Source organism: Mycobacterium sp. NGS27 (assembly GCF_059813005.1).
On sequence record NZ_JCALDT010000009.1, the window covers coordinates 144,158 to 163,705 of the forward strand.

The following is a 19,548-nucleotide window of genomic DNA, read 5'->3' on the forward strand; positions in this document are numbered from 1 at the left end:
GGATTGGGTGATCGGCGATCATTGCGGATTGCCGTTCCCGGTTGATCCCGCGGCATTGCGCTCCGGCGGGGTGCGGTTTTTGACCGACGCATTGCGGGCCTCCGGAGTGCTGGGTCGCAACGGCGTCGCCCGGATCGGTGACTTCCGCGAGATCAGCGGTGGAAGTACCGGACGCAAGGTCGTGTTGTCGGTCGAATACGAAAAGCCCGCACCGGATCTGCACACCGACCTGTTCGTCAAGTTCTCCCGCGATCTCGACGATCCGGTGCGCGATCGCGGAAAGACCCAGATGCAGTCCGAGGTGCGGTTCGCCTCCTTGGCACGAGCGCCCGGATTCCCCATCGCGGTGCCCAGCCCGCAGTTCGCCGACTATCACCGTCGTAGCGGCGCCGGGATCTTGATCACCGAACGAATCAATCTCGGCGCCAACGGGATCGAACGCCAATACCACAAGTGCCTCGATTACGAGATGCCCGCGCCGGTGGAGCACTACCGCGCGCTGCTCACCGCGCTGGCGCGGCTTGCCGGCACGCACCGGTCCGGCCGGCTGCCCGCGGAACAGACCGCGCACTTTCCGCTGGATGTGCGGGCGGCAACCGTCGGAAAGCGTGCGCCGCTACCGGCGGCCAAACTGAAACGGCGGGTCGATCAGCTGGCCGAGTTCGTCGGCGTTTGCCCCGGGCTGGTGCCGGCTGGCGCCGGCTCCCCGGAGTTCTTGGCGCGCTTGGCCGATGAGGCGCCTCGGTTAGCACTGTGCGAGAACGCGGTCGCCGATCACCTGGCCGCCGACGGCGACTACATCGCGCTGTGCCACTGGAACGCCAATATCGACAACGCCTGGTTCTGGCGGGAGGACAACGGCACTCTGCGCTGCGGCCTGATGGACTGGGGCTGCGTCGGCCAGATGAACCTGGGCATGGCCCTGTGGGGGGCGATGTCCGGCGCCGAGAACTACCTGTGGGATGTCCATCTCGACGACATGCTGGAGCTCTTCGTCGCCGAATTCGAACGTTGTGGCGGTCCACGCCTGGAGCCGGACCGGCTGCGCCGCCACACGCTGCTGTATGCGGCGGTGATGGGCGTGGCCTGGCTGCTGGACGTACCGGCGTTGCTACGTAAGCGATTCGACGTCGCACCGAGCAGCCGCACGGACCCGCGGATCAGGGACGACGAGGGCGTGCGCGCACCGCTGCAGATGCTGTCGAATCTGCTGCTGTTGTGGCAGCGGTACCCGCTTGGCGGCCTGCTTGACGAAGCCTTGGCCGAGGAAGGGCGCGTCGCTTAGGGTGCGTCGTCGTCTCTGTCGTGCAGCAGCTTCTCGGGATGATGAAACACGTTGACGCGGGGCCTACCCCGGTCCAGATGTGGGGGCGGAAGCCACTCGGTATCGCCCCTGGCGTTCTTGCGGGTGGTCCACCCGCCGGGTCGCAGGAGGCGGTGCTGGGGTCCGCAGGCGAAGGTGAGGTCGTTGACGTCGGTCGTCTGGCACCTGGCGTACTCGGTGACGTGGTGGACCTCGCAGTAGTAGCCGGGTGTGGTGCACCCGGGCGCCGAGCAGCCACGATCCTTGGCGTACAACACGATTCGCTGCCCGGGTGAGGCGAGGCGTTTGGTGTGATACAGCGCCAGGGCCTTGCCCTTGTCGAAGATCGCCAAATAATGATGCGCGTGACGAGCCAGCCGGATCACGTCGCTCATCGGCAGGATGGTGCCGCCACCGGTCAATCCGCGTCCGGCGGCGGATTCGAGCTCTTGAAGCGTCGTGGTCACCACGATGGAGGCCGGCAAGCCGTTGTGCTGACCCAACTCGCCGGAAGCCAGTAGGCCTCGCAGCGCCGCGTTGAGTCCGTCATGGTTGCGCTGGGCGGCCGATCGCGGATCGCGCTCAATGGCCTCTTGGGTGGGAGCCCCATCTATACAGGGGATTTCGTCCAGTGGATTGCACATGCCCGGCGCGGCCAGTTTGGCCAAGACGGCCTCGAACGTGGCGCGCGCCTCGGGGGTGAGCCAGCCGCCCAGCGCCGACATGCCGTCGGCTTGCTGGTTGCCCAGCGTCAGGCCGCGCTGCCGAGCCCGGTCCTCGTCGGTGAAGGTGCCGTCGGGATTGAGGCAATCGGCCAAGATGTCGGCCAGCTTGCCGAGCTGCTCGGGCCGATACCGGGTTCCCTCCATGGCAAGTTTGGCCTCGGCCTGCTCGCGGGTGGCCGCATCTATCCAGGCGGGCAGCTGGTGGTAGAACTTGCGGATCACCGAGACCTGGCCGGTGCCGAGCGCGCCGTCGCGTTGGGCCGCCGCGGTCGCCGCCAGCATCGGTGCGAGCGGCTCGCCGGTCAGGCCGTGGCGGGGGCCCAAATCGCGCGCCTCTTTGATGCGGCGGGCGGCTTCGGCGCGGCTGATCAGCGTCGTCTCCGCGATCGCATGCGACAGCGTTCCGCCGAGCTCCTCGGACGGTGCTTGGCGGGCAAGGGAATTGATCAACGGATGCTCGACGGCTGGGATGCGCCGGCGCTGCTTTTCGCAACGCTGTAACACCGCCAGCTGTTGCTGCGGGTGCAGGGCGTCGAAGTTCAGCGCGCAGAGTCGATCCCACGCGGCATCGATTGCGTCGAACACCGCATCGACATCCTGCTGATCACTCGGACCCACACCGTCGAAACTAGCCGCACCCACCGACAGAAACGGCGACCCTGTGACCACTGAAACCAAAGTGGCACAAGTTTTCTCATTGGCTCCACGACGGGCTGAGGGTAAGCACCTCGACACCGCTCTCGGCGATGTGCACGGTGTCTCGACGGAATACGGCGCCGACGCCCTGCTGCCACACATACCCGGTGATCGCCAACACCATCCCGGCCTCGATCCGGTCGTGTTCGCCCGCAGCCAAGAGTGTTTCGGACACCACGGGCGGATCGAACCCCAGGCCCAGCCCGTGCGCGACCGGCATCGGCGGGATCGGTTCACCGGCCGCGTCGTATGCGGCAAGCAGATCGCGGGTGTCCGCGCCCGCCCGGCAGGCGGCAAGCATCTTGTCGTACAACCCATCCGAGCGCTCGAAGAGCGTGCGGACCTCAGCGGTGACGGTATCGCCGACCGGCCAGGTGCGGCCGACTTCGGCGACATAACCATTCGCCAGCGCACCGGCGGCAAAGGCGACGAGATCGCCCGACCCGACCTCGTGCGCAGCAGCGCGCCGCCACGGCTGTTCTCGCGACGTCACCCAGGCGGCGTCCTGGGTTGCCGGCGTGCTCACTCCGCCCGCGGCCATCGCCTCCATCATCACCCCGGCGAGTGTCCGCTCCGAAACTCCCGGCGCCAATTCGGCTAGGGCGGTGGCCATCCCGTGTTTGGCGACACGCACGGCCTGATCCATCGCCGCGATTTCATCGGGGGTCTTGACGCGCCGCGCCGCACGCATCGCGGGCTCGGCATCGACGAGCTCGGCATTGGGAAATGCCTCGGGCAGCAGTGCCGCGAAAGTCGGTGTAATCGCGTCGGTTCCGACCCGCCGCGCAGCCTCGGCGCCGTCGATCTTCTTCAGGACGTCGATGAGCGTCATCGGGTTCCAGGCCAGGCCGTACAGGTGATCGTGGCCGATCTCCTCCGGAACGCCCTCGTCGTCGGTGCTGTTGAGGTAGATGTCTTTGGTGGCGCGCACCAGTACACACATCGGCCCGAAGGGTCGGGTACCGGCTATCCACAACTGCGGGGCGCCGGTGACGTAACGGATGTTGGCCTGCCGGCCGAGCACCAGGATGTCCAGACCGTGCCGCTCCATCTGGGCCAGCGCCCGTTCGCGCCGACCGGACCGCAACGCGAGCGTATCGGGCAGGACTTCAGTGGCCATAGGGGGAATAGGGGTAGTCGGTGATCGGCGCATAGCCGTCCTCGGTGATCACGACGATCTCCTCACTGCGATAGCCTCCGGTGCCGTCCTCCCACACCACGGGTTCGAGCACCAAAACCATGCCGGGAGAAAAGACGAAGTTGTCGTCGAACTCCTCGCCGAGGTCCGTTCCGATCATCGGAGCTTCGGCGGGGTAGGTGCCGATGCCGTGGCCCAGATAGAAGTGCGGCAGCCACGGTTTGCGGCCGCCATTGGCCGCGATCGCGGCGCGCGCCAAGTCGCCCGACGTCACGCCGGCTTTGGTGACCGCGAGCACGGCGTCCAAAATTGCGCGCCACTGCCGGAATTGGTCTTGCTGTCTCGGCGTGGGCGATTCGCCGACGATCCAGGTGCGTCCGAAGTCCGAGCAGTACCCGTGATACGCGATGCTGATATCGGTCCACAACACATCGCCGGCGGCCAGTTCCCGATCGGTCGGGAGCAGCGGCAGCGCGAGGTCACCGTGCGTCGTCCATACCCCGGCCTCCCGCGAAGTCGGCATCACCTGCCAGATGGCCTCCAGCATGTTGGTCGTGGCGCCGAGTTCGAACGCGTGCCGGACGAAGCTGGCCGAAAGATCGATCTGTCGCACACCGGGTCGTAGCGCCTGCTGCACGTCGACGATCGCCTGTTCGGTGATGCGGGCCGCCCTGCGCAGACAGGACAACTCGTCGCGGGTCTTCACCAATTGGGCGGCGCCGAGCACGATCGCCGCATCCGTCGGCGGGCCGCCGGGGAACAGCGTGTCCGCCGCCCGCCGCATCGCACCGGTGAGTTCGTCGACGGCGATGTGTGCCCCCGGCCGGACCAGACCGGCCAGATACCGCGCGAAATCCCGCACGCCATAGTCGGATTCGAGATAGGCCGGGCCATGCAGATGATCGTCGGGCACGGGATATTCCAGGGACGCCCCGCTGCGGAACGGCATGAACAGGTGCGGATGCACGTCCTCGGCGAGCACCACGGCGACCGGGCGCTCCATGTGCGAGAGGCCCGCGTCCAGGAGCGGCCAGCTGGCACCCGTCGCGTATCCGACGTATCCGTTCATCAGCAAGATCAGCGCGTCGACACCGTGTTCGGCCATCGCGGACCGCAGCCGTGCTCCGGTCTCGGTGCGCATGCGTGGCCAGTCCGGCTCATCGGGGATGTCGAGCACCGAGGCGTTAGCGGTAAGTGAGTCCGTCATGCGGGGTCCCCAGGAACTCCTTGATATTGCCGCCGAGACCGCTGTTGGCCCCGGTCACTACGGCCAATCTGCCACGCCAATCTGGAACTGCCAACAGCAGTTCGGACTTCACCACGTGACGGGCAGCTCGTAGAGGCCGTAGGCCAGCGCGTCGTGCTTGAACGGAAGGTCATTCAGTGGCACGGCAAGCCGCAACGTCGGAACGCGTTGCAGCAGCGTGGGCAAGACGATCTGCAATTCCATGCGGGCCAGTTGCTGACCCACACATTGGTGACGGCCGTAGCCGAAGCCGACGTGCGGCCCGTCTTCTCGGAGCAGGTCCAGCCGGTCCGGGTTGGGGAACTGACGCTCATCCCAGTTGGCCGGGCCGACGTCCAAGATGATCCCGTCGCCGGCATGGATCGTCTCGCCACCAATCTCGATGTCCTCGATGGCGATTCGGCGCTGGCCGGTCTGGATGATGCTGAGAAAGCGCATCAGCTCTTCGACCGCGGTCGCGACGACCTTGGGGTCATCGGTGTCACGCAGTAGGGCGCGTTGATCGGGATGCTCGAGCAACGCCGCGATGCTCAGGCTGATCATGTTCGCGGTGGTCTCATGGCCCGCGATCAGCACGCCCGTGGCGAGTTGTGCCGCCTCGCGCACGCTGATCTCTTCGGCGTTGACCCGCTCGGCGAGGTCGGAAACCAAATCCTCTGAGGGATTTTGCATCTTCGCCCGAACCAGGTTGGCCAGATACTTCGCCAACGAGGCGGCGCCCTGGGCGGTGTCCTGCTCGGTCGCGTAGCGGCCCATGCCTCGCTGGGCCTGTGCCTGAAAGAATTCCGCATCCTCATAGGGCACACCCAGCAGTTCGCTGATCACCAGCGAGGGAACCGGCAGCGACAGGGTGCCGACGACGTCGCCCGGCTTCGGGCCCGCCAGCAGCGCATCGATGTGGTCGTCGGTGATCTTCTGCACCGCGGGCCGTAACGCTTCAACTCGCTTGAACGTGAACGGTTTAGACAGCATCCGGCGAAACCGGGTGTGCTCTTCGGCGTCGGAGGTGAACACCGAGCGCGGCCGCTTGTGCACCGTGGCCAGCATGCCTTCATTCCAGTGCGGATAGCCGGGCAACCGGTCGTCGACGCTGGTGCGGGAATCGGTGAACAGCGCGCGGATCGCCTCGTAGCCGTGGATGAGCCATGGGGTGCTGTCGTCCCAGATCCTGACCCTGCTCAACTGCTTGTCGGCGTTGAGTCCCAATAGCTTCGGGGGAGGGGCGAACGGGCAGCCGGGCGCCCGTGCCATCGGAAACTCCGGGATATCGGTCGCGGTGGATCCCTCGGTCATCGTGCTCCTCGGTTGTTGTCCTGCGCGGTTGCCCGTTCTGCTTGGCCGCCGGCCGCACCGACGTGCACCGGTGCGCGCCACAGGCCGACGATCGCGTCGATCAGTCCTTCGCCGGCAACCGGCCACGGCGAACGGGACCGCGGCCCATGCTCTGCCAGTGCGCCTTCGTGTTCCGCGCAGGTGTGCATGAGCAGGTTGCGCACCATCACCATCCGTTCGGCGCGCACTCGCTTGGGCAGCTCCGGTAGGCAGCGGTCGATGCCGTCGAGCGTTTTCACCAGCAACGGTGACGACAGTGCGTCTTTGGTGACCACATGTCGGTAGGTCGGATCGGCCATGGCCTGTGCGGCGAAGCGCGCGTACCACGTCGGCGATCCCAGCGCGGACAGATGATCGGTCAACGGACGCACCAATGCGCCGACCCAGTCGCGCAACTCGGTCGAATCGCCGATGGCGGACAACATCTGGGCACGCAAGTCCTCAATCGGCTCGCGATGTTTGCTTTCGATCGCGCGGAGCAGATCGATCCTGGTGCCGAAGTGGTAGCACGCCGCGGCGTTGTTGCCCTGTCCGGCCGCTTCGCTGATCTGCCGGTTCGACACGGCGTACATCCCGCGTTCGGCGAAAAGCACTTCGGCGGCCGACAAGATGGCCTCGCGGGTGCCCGTCGACCGGTCGGGGCGAGCAACCCGCTCGGCAATCATCGCCTCAGTGAACACCTAGCGCCGCGTTAAATCAAGCAATTTATTTATTGCGCGGCGCCCAGGCTAACGCGGCCGGCCAAACGACGGTTCGTCGACGGCGATTCATCGTCTCGGCGAATCTGAAAGCGGCGCAACGGGTCACCGTTTTAGCCGCCGAGTCCTTTCTTGACCGCGGCGTCCTGCTTTTGGCCGACGTCGGTGACGAAGTCCGGCGGCACGAGAGAGTTGGGCGGGCCGTCGAATTCCAATTCGACAAAGGCCTTTCCTTCGGTGAACAGCAGCAGGGTGACTCCCTTGGCCCCGTCCGGCGAGGGGCCTGAGATCGTGGTGCCCCCTGTGCCGATCTCGATCGGCTGGGGTGGCCCGTGGACGTAGCCGTCACGCGTCGACTTCGCGGATTCCAACGCGCTCTGCGCGGCGGCAGGGTCGGACAGGACCTGAATGCTGTCGATGATCACGTGCGTGCGGTCGTTGTTGCTGAAAGTCGCGGTTGCCCCCGGTTGCCCGTTGGGGTTGTTGATCGGTGCAGTGGCCGTGAAGATTTCCGGGGCGTTGATATCGCTGGCCGCGATCAGTAGCCGGGTGTAGTCGGACGCCTGGGCGCCCGCGGACGCCGACGTCGTGGTGACGCCCGCCGAACTCGAGGTTGTCGATGATGGACCCGACGACGAGGTGGCCGGCGATGATTTCGAACCGCTGTTACAGCCGACCACCGTCGCGCCCGCCAACGCCAGCGTCAGCGGCAATCCGAAGGCAAGCCCGGAGAATTTGCTCATGAACGTTTCCTTCCGCCCCCGGCTTCGACACCGCAAACGGTAATGCACCGCCAGCGCCCATGTCGCAGAATATGGTTAGCGCGCGACAGTTATCCTTCGTAACCTGCCCGGCATGGGTCGAAGGATGTTGCTGCGAGCGGCGTCGTCAGCCCGGGTAGGTCTTCGTCAGGTGCGCGATCGCGGTGCCCCAGACCGATCGCGCACCGGCGTCGCCCACGCGGTAGATCTGGACCATCGATGAGATCGCCACCGCCAGAACGAGTATCGCGACGAGTGTCCGCGTCGCGGCGCTGCTCCTGCCGGATCGGCGTTCGATCATGCGCACGACGACCAGCACGATGGCGAGCGCCAGCAATGCGGCCGAGAAATACGACATCAGGCTGCCCCGCTCGGCGTGCTCCCGCAGGATCGGGCTGGGATTTTTCTTCTGGTCGTAGAGCCATCCGCCGGCGTTGATGGTGATCGGCGTCAACACCATGGTGACCGCGGCGAGGAGCAGCGTGAGCCACATCAGCTGACCGCGCCGCGCCGCCGACCATAATCCGCAGACGATTTCCAGCAGGGCGGTCAACGGCACCAGCACCAGCACGAAATGCAGCAGCAGGGCGTGAGCCGGCATGCCATTGATGACGTTCATCAGCGTCCCCCGATGGTGGTCGCGCAGGACCTAGCCGCCGAGCCCCTTCTTGATGGCCGCATCTTGCTTTTGGGCGACGTCGTTGACGAAGTCCGGCGGGGCCAGCGTGTCCGTTGGGCCGTCGAATTCCAGCGTGGCGAGCGCCCTGCCCTCGGTGAAAAGCAGGATTACCACGCCCTTGCTGCGATCCGGGGTGTTGCCCATCAACATCGTTCCGCCACTGCCGATGGTCGACGGTTGCGTAGTGGATTCTTTGATCACGCCGCCCTGTTGTCCCTTCGCGGTGTTCAACGCGTTTGTGGCCTCATCGGCGTCGTCGTAGACCTGGATCGTCACCTTGATCGCGTGACTACCGTCGTCGTCCTTGAAGGTGGTCGCCACGCCCGGCTGGCCGTTGGGATTGCTCGTCGGGGGCGCGGCGGTGAAGGGGACCGGGGCGTTGATGTCACTGGGCTGGATGAGCAACTTGGTGTACTCATTGGGCTGCGCCGGCGCCGATGATGCCGGCGCGGAGCCGCTGGCCGAGGGCGACGAGGTCGCCGAACCCGACTTTGACGGCTGCGCCTTGTTGCTGTCGCAGCCGGCCACCGCCACCGCCAGTGCCGCCGCTGCGACACCCGCGATCACCGTTCGTGACATCCTCATCGCGTGGAGCTCCCTTCCCGGTACTGCTGGGCGACAAAGTTCGGGTTGCCCATTTCAGTCGCACAGTACAGGGCTGCGCGGCAGGGTATGCCGCGCAGCGCCTAGGGAATTACCGCCTACTCGAGTTGATCGCGCAGGGAGCTCAGCGTGTTTGCCAAGATCCGGGATACCTGCATTTGCGACACGCCGATCCGCTCTGCGATCTGGCTCTGCGTCATCGATTCGAAGAACCGCATGCGCAACACCTCGCGTTCACGCTGCGGGAGGGTTGCAACCAGCACCCGTAAGGCTTCCCGGTTGGTGATGTGTTCGATCTGTGGGTCGATATCGCCGACGGAGTCGGCCACCGAACGAGGCGTTCCCGAGCTGTCCGCGCCGAGCGGCGCATCGAGAGAGTCGAGCCGATAGGCGTCGCCCGCGACGAGGCATTCGACGATCTCCTCCCGCGGCACCTCGAGCAACTGGGACAGCTCGCCGGCGGTGGGCGCGCGCCCGAGCTGCTGGGACAGATCCGCGGTCGCCCTGCTGATCTGAACGTGCAGCTCGCGCAGCCGCCGTGGGACGCGCATCCCCCAGCTGTAGTCGCGGAAGTAGCGCCTGACCTCGCCCATCATCGTGGGCACGGCGAACCCGATGAAGCTGGGACCTTTCGCGGGGTCGAACCGGTTGACAGCATTCATCAAGCCCAGCCGCGCAACCTGGATCAGGTCCTCGAGGCCTTCGCCCCGACGGGCGAAGTGACTGGCGACATGGTCCGCCAGCGGCAGGCAGCGGGACACGATGCGTTCACGCTGGTGGGCGTACTCGTGCGATTCGGCCGGCAGCTGCTGCAGCGCCACGAACATTGCGACGACATCGTCGTACGAATCGTCGGTTTTGGTTGTGGGTGGCGGGGCCGGACGTGTTGCGGAAATAACGTTGGTCATCGGCCGACGCACTCCATGATCATTCGATGAATCGGGTAAACCAGTGCGCGAGAACAAGTTTCCATGCTGACTCTCCTAGAGTCGTGTGCACCGGGACGTTGCAGCTATGCGCAATTCTCGCCCCCACTGCATCTCGATCCGCCGGACTGTCGAATCACCAGCGCACGTAGGAGCGGGGAGCTGACTGGGGCTGATTCGCCGGAGCCATACCGAGCTCAGTAAGCCGTGCGGCTGACTGGACCGCTTTTAGCTAAACGGCGACACGTCCATAACGGACTTCATTGGAGACTATACGCCGCTGCGCTCGGCCCGGCGAGGCTTGGCGCAACAAATTCTTCTAAATTGTGAACAGTTTCCGCGGTGTACGAGCGGGGTCGCTGCAAGCCGCCGGTCCGCAGCTATGGACTCCGTCAACAGTCGGACCGTCCTCTAGCTGGCGCGTTGTGCGCCGTACCGTGGCCGACGACGAAGTGGCCGGAGCTCTGGCAAACACTTATCGCCGGTTTGACGAATGGGAGCTGCGGTGGTTGATTCTCATTTCCGATCCCGCTGGGTACTGTTCGGTTGATGTTCGTGACCTCGATCGGCGAGCTCGGCTACCGCCGATGGCGAGACCGATTCGCACGCAACGTATTACGCGGTCTTCACCGCGTCCGCTACGGGAGCGGGCGGTGAGCGGCACCGAGGTCCCGCTGGCCGGGCGCGGCATCGTGGTATCGGGCGGCAGCCGCGGCATCGGACGAGCAGTCGCTGAGCTGCTGGGCATCCTGGGCGCCGGTGTGGTCGTCAACGGGCGTGACGAGCAGGCCGTGCAGGAGGCGGTCGCAGCGATCACGGCCCAGGGCGGGCGGGCCACCGGGGTGGTCGGAGCCGCAGACGAAGAGCGCGTCGCCCACTCGCTCGTCGACGCATGCATCAGCACATTCGGGCGGCTGGACACTCTGATCAATTGCGCCGGCATCGCCGAACCGCCGGGTTCGTCCATCATGACGATCTCCCCGGCAGAGTTCGAGCGCCTGATCAGCGGCCACCTGGGCACCGCCTTTCACACCTGTCGGGTGGCCGCCCCGGTGCTGGCCGCCCAGGGGCACGGCGCCATCATCAACACCAGTTCGGTGGCGTTTCTGGGTGATTACGGCGGGACCGGCTATCCGGCGGGAAAGGGCGCCGTCAACGGGCTGACGATGGCCATCGCCGCCGAACTGAGGCAGCACGGCGTGCGGGCCAATGTGGTGTGTCCCGGCGCCAGGACACGGCTTTCCACCGGTGCGCAATACGAACGACACATCGAAGACCTGCACCGCCGGGGGCTGCTCGACGAGGTGACCATGCGGGCGTCACTCGACAGCGCTCCGCCAGAGTTCGTCGCGCCCGTCTACGCTTACCTCGCGAGCGATTTGTCGCGCGAGGTCACCGGCCGAATCTTTGTTGCAGCAGGCGGTTTCGTGGGTAGCTTCGATCGCCAAACGCCACGGCTGCTCGGCTACCGCGACCATCACCAGACCGGGCCATGGTCGGTGCGCGACGTCCACCACATGATCGGAGAGACGGGCCAGTGACGAGGCTGGCGTGCGATGCTCGCGTCGAGCCTTACGAGAGCCGCTCGGCGGCGAAGTCGGCCGCTTGGTCGACCATGCCCGCCTCGACATATTGGCGGTGGGCGGCGGGGTTGACCGCGCCGGAGCAGACCGGGTCGCCGGGAACACACAATTCGAGCGTTTTCGCCGAATACAACGGCCCGATGTCCACCGGCGGCTGATTGATGATGCTCATGAACTGGCCCGATGGCTTGCCGAACAGCGCAACCGCGGCCACGTGGTTGGCCACTTCGGCCGGCATCGGCCGTAGTGACTGCACCAAGTGCACCCCGTCCGGGACGGCGCTCTCGGTGACGAAGCCGATCACCGCGGCGCCCTGCGAGTAGCCGCCCAGCACCATCTTCGTGCGGGGGCAGGTCGCCACCATCTGCTCGACATGACTGCCGGCGTCGCTGATGCCGTCGGCGGCCGTGGGGAAGTCGGTAGTGGCCGGGTAGTCGACCGGATACACGCCCAGGGACTTACCGTCGACGAGCGAGCGCAAGGTGTCGACGAAGTTCTGCCCGATGCGCCCGACACCGGGCGGCTCGGTGGTGCCGCGGGCGAACACCACCTCGACGTCGGGGCATGGTTCTGCCGACACCGTGGCGACCGGACCGATGGGCAGAACCCAAATCGGTGACAGCACAGCACAAGTCAACACGACGAGACGATGCGCCTTCACATCGCGATCGTGCCACAGGACATCTGGGAACGCGCGTTGGGCGGTCGCTCATCGCGGAGAATGTGACGAAAGCCTCCGAGTCAATGATCGCGAGCGGCCACTAGCCCTCGCCGTGACCCTGCCGCTTGGCGCGAAGGGCGGAGCGAGCCGTGTGCAGTACCCCGCGGAACGCATAAGTGGCGGCCAGCCCGCACAGCACGATCAAGACGACGAACATCGGCAGCCAGTTGTCCCTGCTGTGGCTGACATTCCACCAGACGATCGTGAACAGCACGGCACAGAGCAGCAGAACCGCGTCTCGCCAATTGCCGTGGTAGGAACAGGCGGCCCTGCGCAGCGCTCGGCTACGGTCCGCGGCATCGATCAGATCATCGATGCGACCTTCGATGGCGCGCCGTAGTTCAGCGCGTCTGTCCACGTCCTCGGGGGGCAGTCGATCGAGCAGGTCCATGTCCTGCCTGATCGCTTCTCGGTAATCCGGGCCTTTGAATTGCCCCGCCGCGACCGCGAGCAGCGCACCACCGAAGATGGGTGCGCTGTTCAGCGCGACCTGTCCCAAACCCACCACGCCGAGCCTCCTTCAGTTGGTGGACAACCTTCAGTTGGTGGACCACGCCGTCCCGTTGAGGATCGCCGAGCCGGGGGAACGGATCCCGATAGACGGGGCATGGAGCGCGACCGCGCTGACACAACGGCGTAAATGTATGGTCAGTTTCGTCGGTCCTGCCCTCCCCGGCTCAGGAGGCCTTCGAAGATCGCCGGCGTGTTCTCGCCGCCTCCGGGGCACCCAGTGCGTCCATGGCGCGGACCATTTGCGGATAGGCGATCGCCGGCCCGATCCAGCGGGTGAGGTAGCGGCGCAGGTCGGCACCGCTTCGAGGAGGCCGGCCCGGGTCGGACAGGAAGGAATGCAGCACCCGCAGCGAGAATTCGTTCAGTTCGTCCAGGCCAGCTTCATCGAAACCGTAATGCTCCCAATCGATGTCGTAGCGATGAAGCATCGAACGGCCGAAGGCCAGCGCTGTATCGGAGACGATCGAAACCTTCTGGGCGCCGCGGTGGCGCTGGTTCAGCACGAATTCGACCTGGTTGTCCGAGGCCAGCTGTTCGACGGCGAAAGCCATTCCCTCGGTGATGGCCACCACGGGGTCTGTGACGCCCTGCAGGTGGGCCGCCATGCGATCGAGGAAGCCGTCGGCCGAGCGCATCGCGGAGGCCACCAGCAACGCCTGCGTTCCAGGAAAGTACCGATAGACGGTCTGGCGGGTCACCCCCAGCGCCCGCGCCACGTCCGCGATCCGCATCGCCGAGCCACGTTCGTCGATGATTCTGTCCGCGGCGTCGAGGATGCGCTCGATCGCCTCCGCATCGGACGACGGCGTATTTCCTGCCCAACCGTGACTGCGCATGATTACCGGGTGGCAAACCCGTAGCCGGTGAACCCCACAGCCGGATCATAACGTCTCCGAGGCGCCATCGTTGCTGGCTAACTACGCTGGCTAACCACCGAGTGGTGCCCGCATCGCGCGGCGAGACAATATGCACATTATGTATGATCACTGCCAATCCGGGGCTCCGGCGCGACAGAGAGGCCGACCGATGCAGTACGACACGGTGATCACGAATGGGCGCTGGTTCGACGGGACGGGCGGCCCGTCGGCCCTAAGGAACATCGGCGTACGCGACGGGCGGGTAGTCACCATCGCCGAGGAGCCACTCGACACGACGGGCGCTGAGGTCATCGATGCCACCGGCCAGTGGGTGATTCCGGGCATCATCGACATCCACACCCACTACGACATTGAAACACTCTGTGAGCCGGCACTTTCCGAATCGCTGCGACATGGCGTGACGACCGTGATGCTGGGATCCTGCTCGCTGTCCACCGTGTACCTGAACAACGTCGACGCCGGCGACATCTTCGGCCGCGTCGAGGCGATTCCGCGGCGCTATGTCATCGAGCACCTCAACGAAGCCCGATCATGGAGCAGCCCAAAGGAATACGTGGCCGCACTCGAACAGCTGAACCTCGGCCCGAACATTGCGGCGTTCATCGGTCACTCCGACATGCGCGCCGCGACGATGGGACTGGACCGGGCAACCCGCAAGGACACGCGCCCGTCGGCGGCGGAGCTGGCTCGGATGGAGTCGATGCTCGAAGACGCACTCGACGAAGGCTTCGTCGGACTGTCCTCGCAGCAACTGCTGTTCGACAAGCTCGACGGCGAGGTCTGCCGATCGCGCACCTTGCCGTCGACCTACGCCAAGCCGCGCGAACTCCGGCGGCTGAACGCTATCCTGCGGCGGCGCAACAAAATTCTGCAGTCTGGGCCCGACATCAAGAACCCATTATCGATAGTGTCTCAACTGGCCACCTCGCTCGGGGTGGGGCGCCGGCGGTTGAAGACCAGCCTGCTGTCGGCCGCTGACGTCAAGTCCCTGCCGCCGGTCATCTACCTCATGGACTGGCTCGCGCGGGCGGTCAATGCCCTTGGCGCGGATTTCCGCTGGCAGCATCTGCCGGTGCCGTTTGAGGTCTATGCCGACGGAATTTCGCTGGTGATCTTCGAAGAGTTCGGGTCCGGCGCCGCCGCGTTGCACCTGCAGGACGAGATCGCCCGCAACGAGCTGATGCGCGACGAGGAGTACCGGCGCCAGTTCCGAAAAGATTACGACCAGAAATACGGGCCCAGGGTCTGGCACCGCGACTTCTTCGACGCCGAGATCGTCGCGTGCCCGGACCAATCGGTGGTCGGTAAATCCTTCGGCCGGGTGGGTCTGGATCGCGGCGGGCTGCATCCGGTCGACGCGTTCCTCGATCTGGTGCTCGAGCACGGCGACAAGCTGCGCTGGCGCACCACGATCTCCAACCACCGGCCCGAATTGCTCAAGAAGCTGGCCCAGAGCGCAGGCGTGCAGATGGGGTTCTCGGACGCGGGCGCGCACCTGCGCAACATGGCGTTCTACAACTCGGGCCTGCGCCTGCTGCGCCACGTGCGCGACGCCGAGAGGCAAGGCACGCCGTTCATGTCGATCGAGCGCGCCGTGCACCGGCTTACCGGTGAGCTCGGTGCGTGGTACGAGATCGACGCCGGCACGCTGCGCGAAGGCGACCGCGCCGACATCGTGGTCATCGACCCCGACAAGCTCGACGCGTCACTCGAGCGGTACGCCGAGCATCCGGTCCAGTCCTACGGCGGGCTGTCGCGGATGGTGAACCGCAACGACGAGACCGTCACGGCGGTCCTGGTGTCCGGGAGACTCGCCTTCGGCGCGGGTGAGGCTTCCCCGGAGTTGGGCCGGCGGCGTTTCGGTGAATTCCTCCGGGCCGGGGGCAGCCCGGCGCGAAAGCTGGCCCACACCGGTTAGGCGCACCTATTAGCTTGGGATGCCGCAACTTTCATGCCACCGATGCGCCCAGAATGAGGTTGACCGCCTCGTCGAGCTGCCCGGAGATCTCGGCGAAGCTGATGAACCGGGCGGTCATCAGCGCGCCGGAAAAGGTCATCTGCAGCGTGGATTTCACCGCTCTTGGCCAGCCCGGACCAAGCGCGGCCCCGATTCGCTTGGCCACTTCCTCGCCGATTTGTTCCCGCAGCGGTGCGACCGCCGGATCGTCGGCCATCAGCGCGGCGCCACAGGCGGCGGTCAGCTCCGGCTCATCGGCGACGACGACCGCCATGTCCCGCAGCGTGGCGCTGACCCGGGTCTTGGTCGAGTCGTTGACGTCGGTGTGTAGCGGCAGGTCGCGCAGGAACCGCAGGTACACCGCCGCTACGAGCGCGCTCTTCGACGGAAAGTAGGTATAGGCGCTGGCCGGCGATACTCCGGCGCGAGTCGCGACCGCGCGCATCGTCAGGTTCGCGTACGAGGATTCCCGCAGCTCCGTCAGCCCGGCATCGAGGACCTTGCGAATGGTCTGCCCCGGCCGACGATCCGACCGGCGGGCCGCGTTCGCGGGGGCGGTGTTCCCGGCAACGACCGGGGACGACGCATCTCTAGACACTCGTCCAGTGTAAGAACGCGGGTCGCCGCCAACAACATCCATCGAGCGCGGTCGGCGCGAACGGGGCATCCCGATACCAGACAGCTGTCCAGAAGAATTCGGGTTCTAGAGTGGCGCCCATGAGCGAAGCGGACCGGCAGCGCTGGGACGAACGGTATGCGGCCACGGGGCCGTCACCGTTGAGTTCGGTTGCCCCGCCCTCCGTTTTCGCGGGCCATGCCGATCTGTTTCCCACGGCCGGCACGGCCCTGGACCTCGCCTGCGGACAGGGCACCGGCTCGGTCTGGCTGGCCGCACGCGGCCTGCAGGTGGTGGGGTTCGACGTCTCCCCGGTGGCCATCGGCCACGCGCGGGAACTGGCCGGCCGCGCCGCGGTGGGCGATCGCTGTCGTTTCGACGTCGTCGACCTCGATGACGGCCTGCCGGCTGGGGCGCCGGTCGACGTCATCGTCTGCTGTAAGTTCCGGGACCCTCGCCTCGACCGGGCGATCATCGAACGGCTGTCGCCGGGCGGGTTGCTGGCGATCGCCGCGCTCAGTGAGGTTGGTGCCAGCCCCGGTCCCTTCCGCGTGGCGGCCGGAGAGCTACCCGCTGCCTTTGCCGGCCTGGACTTGATCGACGCCGGCGAAGGCGAAGGTCAGGCGTGGCTGCTGGCCCGGCGATGACGCGGTCTGTCCGGCGGGCTACCCGGCACTCCCTTGCGCTCGGCTCGAGCGGCGGCGATCGGGCCGTCGCGTACCGCTGCGATGAGGCATCGCCGACTCGGTCGGCGCGGTCCTCGGCGACCTGCGGGACCCGCCGCGCCGCTGCCCACCGGTCCGATGGTGCTGAGGCGCGCGCGAAGGCGCCCGGGCCGGCGCGGGGGCCTGGTATGGCGCCACCTCACCGACGAGCGCCTGCACCGCCTCCGATGCGGCAGTCACCTGCTGAGGGGCGACGTTGATACCGGCCTTGCGCATCAGCACCTGGGTGTCGCGGCGCTGCTCGGGCAGCACCACGGTGACGACGTCGCCGGCGCTTCCCGCCCGGGCCGTGCGCCCGGACCGGTGCAGATAGGACTTGTGTTCGGCTGGCGGGTCGATGTGCACCACGAGTTCGACCTCGTCGACGTGCACGCCCCGCGCGGCGATGTCGGTTGCCACCAGCACCCGGGCGCCACCCGAGGCGAACGCCGCGAGGTTGCGCTCTCGTGCGGGCTGAGACAGGTTGCCGTGCAGGTCAACTGACGGAACGCCGGACTCGGTGAGCTGCCTGGCGAGCTTGCGCGCCTGATGCTTGGTACGCATGAAGAGAATCCGGCGTCCGGTGCCGGATGCGAGCCGGTGCACGACTTCTTTCTTGGCCTCGACATTGGCGACGTGAAATACGTGATGGGTCATCTCGGATACCGGCGAGTTGGCCTCGTCGACCGAGTGCAGCACCTCGTTTCGCAGGAACCGCTTGACGAGTTTGTCGACGCCGTTGTCCAGCGTCGCCGAAAACAGCAGCCGCTGACCACCATTCGGAGTTGCGGCCAGGATCCGGGTGACGCCGGGCAGGAAGCCGAGATCGGCCATGTGGTCGGCCTCGTCGATCACGGTGATCTCGACCGCGTCGAGACTGATCAAGCGCTGCTTCATCAAGTCCTCGAGCCGGCCCGGGCAGGCCACCACGATGTCGGCGCCGGACTTGAGGGCGGCGACCTGGCGGGTCTGGGAAACGCCGCCGAAGATCGTGGTGACCCGCAGGCCGCAGGCCGTCGCCAGTGGCTCCAGGGTCGCTGTGATCTGCGTCGCTAACTCCCGGGTCGGCGCGAGGACCAACCCGGATGGCCGGGAGGGGCGCCCGTTCCCGCCCGACAGACGACTGACGAGCGGGATCGAGAAGGCCAGGGTCTTGCCGCTGCCGGTCTTTCCGCGACCGAGAACGTCGCGTCCGGCGAGCGTGTCGGGCAGCGTCTCGACCTGGATCGGAAACGGGTGGGTGATGCCGCGCTTGGCGAGCGCATCGACGAGCTGATTGCGCACGCCGAGGTCGGCGAAAGTCTTGCTGATAGTCACTTTTCGGTGCCTTTCGGGCATCGGTGGTGCTGTGCCGCAGGCGAAAGCGCCGCGCGGCATCGGCACGAGGTGGCGAGATTGCCGGATGGCAAAATCGATCGCCGCGAGACAAGCATTGGGATGAGGAAGCGTTCCACGACGGTGTTGGCATGCGATGTCATGTAGCCAACGTTGCCGCCAGCCTAGCGCATCGGGACGCCAATGCCCTAACCAGCCGCGAAACCCCGACGGCCGACATTGCGCAACCGCAAAGCCAATTCGCAGAATGACGCTCTCCGGTAGTGTCACCGTGATGGAGCGGCGTGTCCTGGAAGCGGTCATTTATGAACGCGAACCGCCGATTGCGCGGATCATTCTCAACCGGGTGGACAAAGCCAATACCAAGGACGCCGTCCTGGTCGGTGAGGTCGACGAGTGCCTGCACGAGGCGGACCGGGACAAGGACATCAAGGTCGTCATTCTCAAGGCGAACGGCAAGGGATTCTGCGGCGGCCATGTGGCGCGCTGGGGTCCGGACGAAAACCCGTATCCCGATTTCGGGGACACGTTCGAGGACCTGTACAAAGGCACCGCCGATTTGTTTTTATGGCCGACCCTGTATCTGTGGGAATTCCCCAAGCCGACCATCTCGCAGATCCACGGTTATTGCATGGGCGGCGGGATATATCTGGGTTTGCTGACCGACTTCTGCGTCGCATCCGAGGACGCGTATTTCCAGATGCCACTTGCCCAAAGCCTCGGCGAACCGGGCGGGCACACAATGATCGAGCCGTGGCTGTTGATGAACTGGCATCGCACCATGGACTGGCTGCTGCTGGCTCCCACGTTGTCGGCGCAGCAGGCCCTCGACTGGGGCCTGCTCAACCGGGTGGTTGCACGCGACGACCTCGAGGACACCGTGGAGGAGATGGCGCGCAAGATCGCCCAAATCCCGCTAACCACACTGATGGCCGTCAAGAACAACGTGAAGCGCGCGTGGGAATTGATGGGCATGCGGGTTCATCTCCAGGTCAGCCACATCCTGACCAACATGGTGGGTGCCGCATCCGACGTGCAGGCGCGGCGGGCCGAGCTGATGCAGTCCGGCATGAAGCCGCGCGATTTCGTCGACCGCGACGAAAAATACTGCCCGCCAAAGTGAAACCAGTTTCA

Annotated in this window: 19 protein-coding genes; 5 read left to right on the forward strand and 14 right to left on the reverse strand. The window is 66.0% G+C overall.

All coding sequences use genetic code 11. The features are described 5' to 3' along the window. The first annotated feature begins 7 nt into the window (after positions 1–7). The gene (locus tag AC5Y30_RS22340) at positions 8–1,285 is read left to right on the forward strand and encodes a hypothetical protein (RefSeq protein ID WP_499921132.1); all 1,278 of its coding nucleotides are present in this window, start codon (positions 8–10) and stop codon (positions 1,283–1,285) included. On the opposite strand, the gene AC5Y30_RS22345 is transcribed toward AC5Y30_RS22340, so the two are convergent. The 9 genes from AC5Y30_RS22345 to AC5Y30_RS22385 all read right to left on the reverse strand — a co-directional run bounded on the left by AC5Y30_RS22345 (position 1,282) and on the right by AC5Y30_RS22385 (position 10,089). Further along, entirely contained in the window at positions 1,282–2,646 is a 1,365-nt protein-coding gene (locus AC5Y30_RS22345) for an HNH endonuclease signature motif containing protein (RefSeq protein ID WP_499921068.1), read from the reverse strand. The two genes, AC5Y30_RS22340 and AC5Y30_RS22345, sit on opposite strands and share 4 nt — an antisense overlap. A gap of 76 nt (positions 2,647–2,722) precedes the next feature. Beyond that, positions 2,723–3,844 (reverse strand): M24 family metallopeptidase, encoded by a 1,122-nt coding sequence (locus AC5Y30_RS22350; protein WP_499921069.1) that lies wholly within the window; start codon positions 3,842–3,844, stop codon positions 2,723–2,725. Beyond that, positions 3,834–5,069, reverse strand: coding sequence for a M24 family metallopeptidase (locus AC5Y30_RS22355; RefSeq protein WP_499921070.1), 1,236 nt, complete (start codon positions 5,067–5,069; stop codon positions 3,834–3,836). Before AC5Y30_RS22355 ends, AC5Y30_RS22350 begins: the two co-directional genes overlap by 11 nt. Before the next feature lie 108 nt (positions 5,070–5,177). Then, positions 5,178–6,401 carry a cytochrome P450 gene (locus AC5Y30_RS22360; protein WP_499921072.1) on the reverse strand — a complete coding sequence of 408 codons (1,224 nt, stop codon included), beginning with the start codon at positions 6,399–6,401 and terminating at the stop codon, positions 5,178–5,180. Continuing rightward, positions 6,398–7,120, reverse strand: a complete 723-nt coding sequence (locus tag AC5Y30_RS22365) for a TetR/AcrR family transcriptional regulator (RefSeq protein ID WP_499921074.1) — start codon at positions 7,118–7,120, stop codon at positions 6,398–6,400. The genes AC5Y30_RS22360 and AC5Y30_RS22365 overlap by 4 nt, the downstream gene beginning before the upstream one ends. A gap of 131 nt (positions 7,121–7,251) precedes the next feature. Beyond that, positions 7,252–7,881, reverse strand: coding sequence for a hypothetical protein (locus AC5Y30_RS22370; protein ID WP_499921075.1), 630 nt, complete (start codon positions 7,879–7,881; stop codon positions 7,252–7,254). A gap of 145 nt (positions 7,882–8,026) precedes the next feature. Next, complete coding sequence (locus AC5Y30_RS22375) at positions 8,027–8,518, reverse strand: DUF2231 domain-containing protein (protein ID WP_499921077.1); 492 nt, start codon at positions 8,516–8,518, stop codon at positions 8,027–8,029. 30 nt (positions 8,519–8,548) lie between these two features. Next, complete coding sequence (locus AC5Y30_RS22380; RefSeq protein ID WP_499921079.1) at positions 8,549–9,163, reverse strand: hypothetical protein; 615 nt, start codon at positions 9,161–9,163, stop codon at positions 8,549–8,551. Positions 9,164–9,279: 116 nt separating this feature from the next. After that, the gene (locus AC5Y30_RS22385; protein WP_499921080.1) at positions 9,280–10,089 is read right to left on the reverse strand and encodes a SigB/SigF/SigG family RNA polymerase sigma factor; all 810 of its coding nucleotides are present in this window, start codon (positions 10,087–10,089) and stop codon (positions 9,280–9,282) included. A gap of 671 nt (positions 10,090–10,760) precedes the next feature. On the opposite strand from AC5Y30_RS22385, the gene AC5Y30_RS22390 reads away from it, so the two are divergent. Then, on the forward strand, positions 10,761–11,648 hold the full coding sequence (locus tag AC5Y30_RS22390) for an SDR family NAD(P)-dependent oxidoreductase (RefSeq protein WP_499921081.1): 888 nt from the start codon (positions 10,761–10,763) through the stop codon (positions 11,646–11,648). A 31-nt stretch (positions 11,649–11,679) separates the two neighbouring features. On the opposite strand, the gene AC5Y30_RS22395 is transcribed toward AC5Y30_RS22390, so the two are convergent. The 3 genes from AC5Y30_RS22395 to AC5Y30_RS22405 form a co-directional block, all read right to left on the reverse strand. Then, on the reverse strand, positions 11,680–12,315 hold the full coding sequence (locus tag AC5Y30_RS22395; RefSeq protein ID WP_499921133.1) for a cutinase family protein: 636 nt from the start codon (positions 12,313–12,315) through the stop codon (positions 11,680–11,682). A 136-nt stretch (positions 12,316–12,451) separates the two neighbouring features. Continuing rightward, entirely contained in the window at positions 12,452–12,919 is a 468-nt protein-coding gene (locus tag AC5Y30_RS22400; RefSeq protein ID WP_499921083.1) for a hypothetical protein, read from the reverse strand. 169 nt (positions 12,920–13,088) lie between these two features. Continuing rightward, positions 13,089–13,760, reverse strand: a complete 672-nt coding sequence (locus AC5Y30_RS22405; RefSeq protein ID WP_499921084.1) for a TetR/AcrR family transcriptional regulator — start codon at positions 13,758–13,760, stop codon at positions 13,089–13,091. Positions 13,761–13,950: 190 nt separating this feature from the next. On the opposite strand from AC5Y30_RS22405, the gene AC5Y30_RS22410 reads away from it, so the two are divergent. Next, positions 13,951–15,720: an N-acyl-D-amino-acid deacylase family protein gene (locus AC5Y30_RS22410; RefSeq protein WP_499921085.1), complete on the forward strand. Its 1,770-nt coding sequence runs from the start codon at positions 13,951–13,953 to the stop codon at positions 15,718–15,720. A 31-nt stretch (positions 15,721–15,751) separates the two neighbouring features. Here AC5Y30_RS22410 and AC5Y30_RS22415 read toward each other — a convergent pair whose 3' ends face one another. Then, a complete protein-coding gene (locus AC5Y30_RS22415; RefSeq protein ID WP_499921086.1) occupies positions 15,752–16,357 on the reverse strand; it encodes a TetR/AcrR family transcriptional regulator in 606 nt (201 codons plus the stop codon). A 119-nt stretch (positions 16,358–16,476) separates the two neighbouring features. On the opposite strand from AC5Y30_RS22415, the gene AC5Y30_RS22420 reads away from it, so the two are divergent. Next, positions 16,477–17,022: a class I SAM-dependent methyltransferase gene (locus AC5Y30_RS22420; RefSeq protein ID WP_499921088.1), complete on the forward strand. Its 546-nt coding sequence runs from the start codon at positions 16,477–16,479 to the stop codon at positions 17,020–17,022. Between the two features lie 18 nt (positions 17,023–17,040). Here AC5Y30_RS22420 and AC5Y30_RS22425 read toward each other — a convergent pair whose 3' ends face one another. Beyond that, positions 17,041–18,396 (reverse strand): DEAD/DEAH box helicase, encoded by a 1,356-nt coding sequence (locus AC5Y30_RS22425; protein ID WP_499921089.1) that lies wholly within the window; start codon positions 18,394–18,396, stop codon positions 17,041–17,043. Between the two features lie 292 nt (positions 18,397–18,688). Between AC5Y30_RS22425 and AC5Y30_RS22430 the strand changes: the two genes are divergently transcribed. Next, positions 18,689–19,537 (forward strand): enoyl-CoA hydratase-related protein, encoded by an 849-nt coding sequence (locus tag AC5Y30_RS22430; RefSeq protein ID WP_499921091.1) that lies wholly within the window; start codon positions 18,689–18,691, stop codon positions 19,535–19,537. Positions 19,538–19,548: the final 11 nt, after the last annotated feature.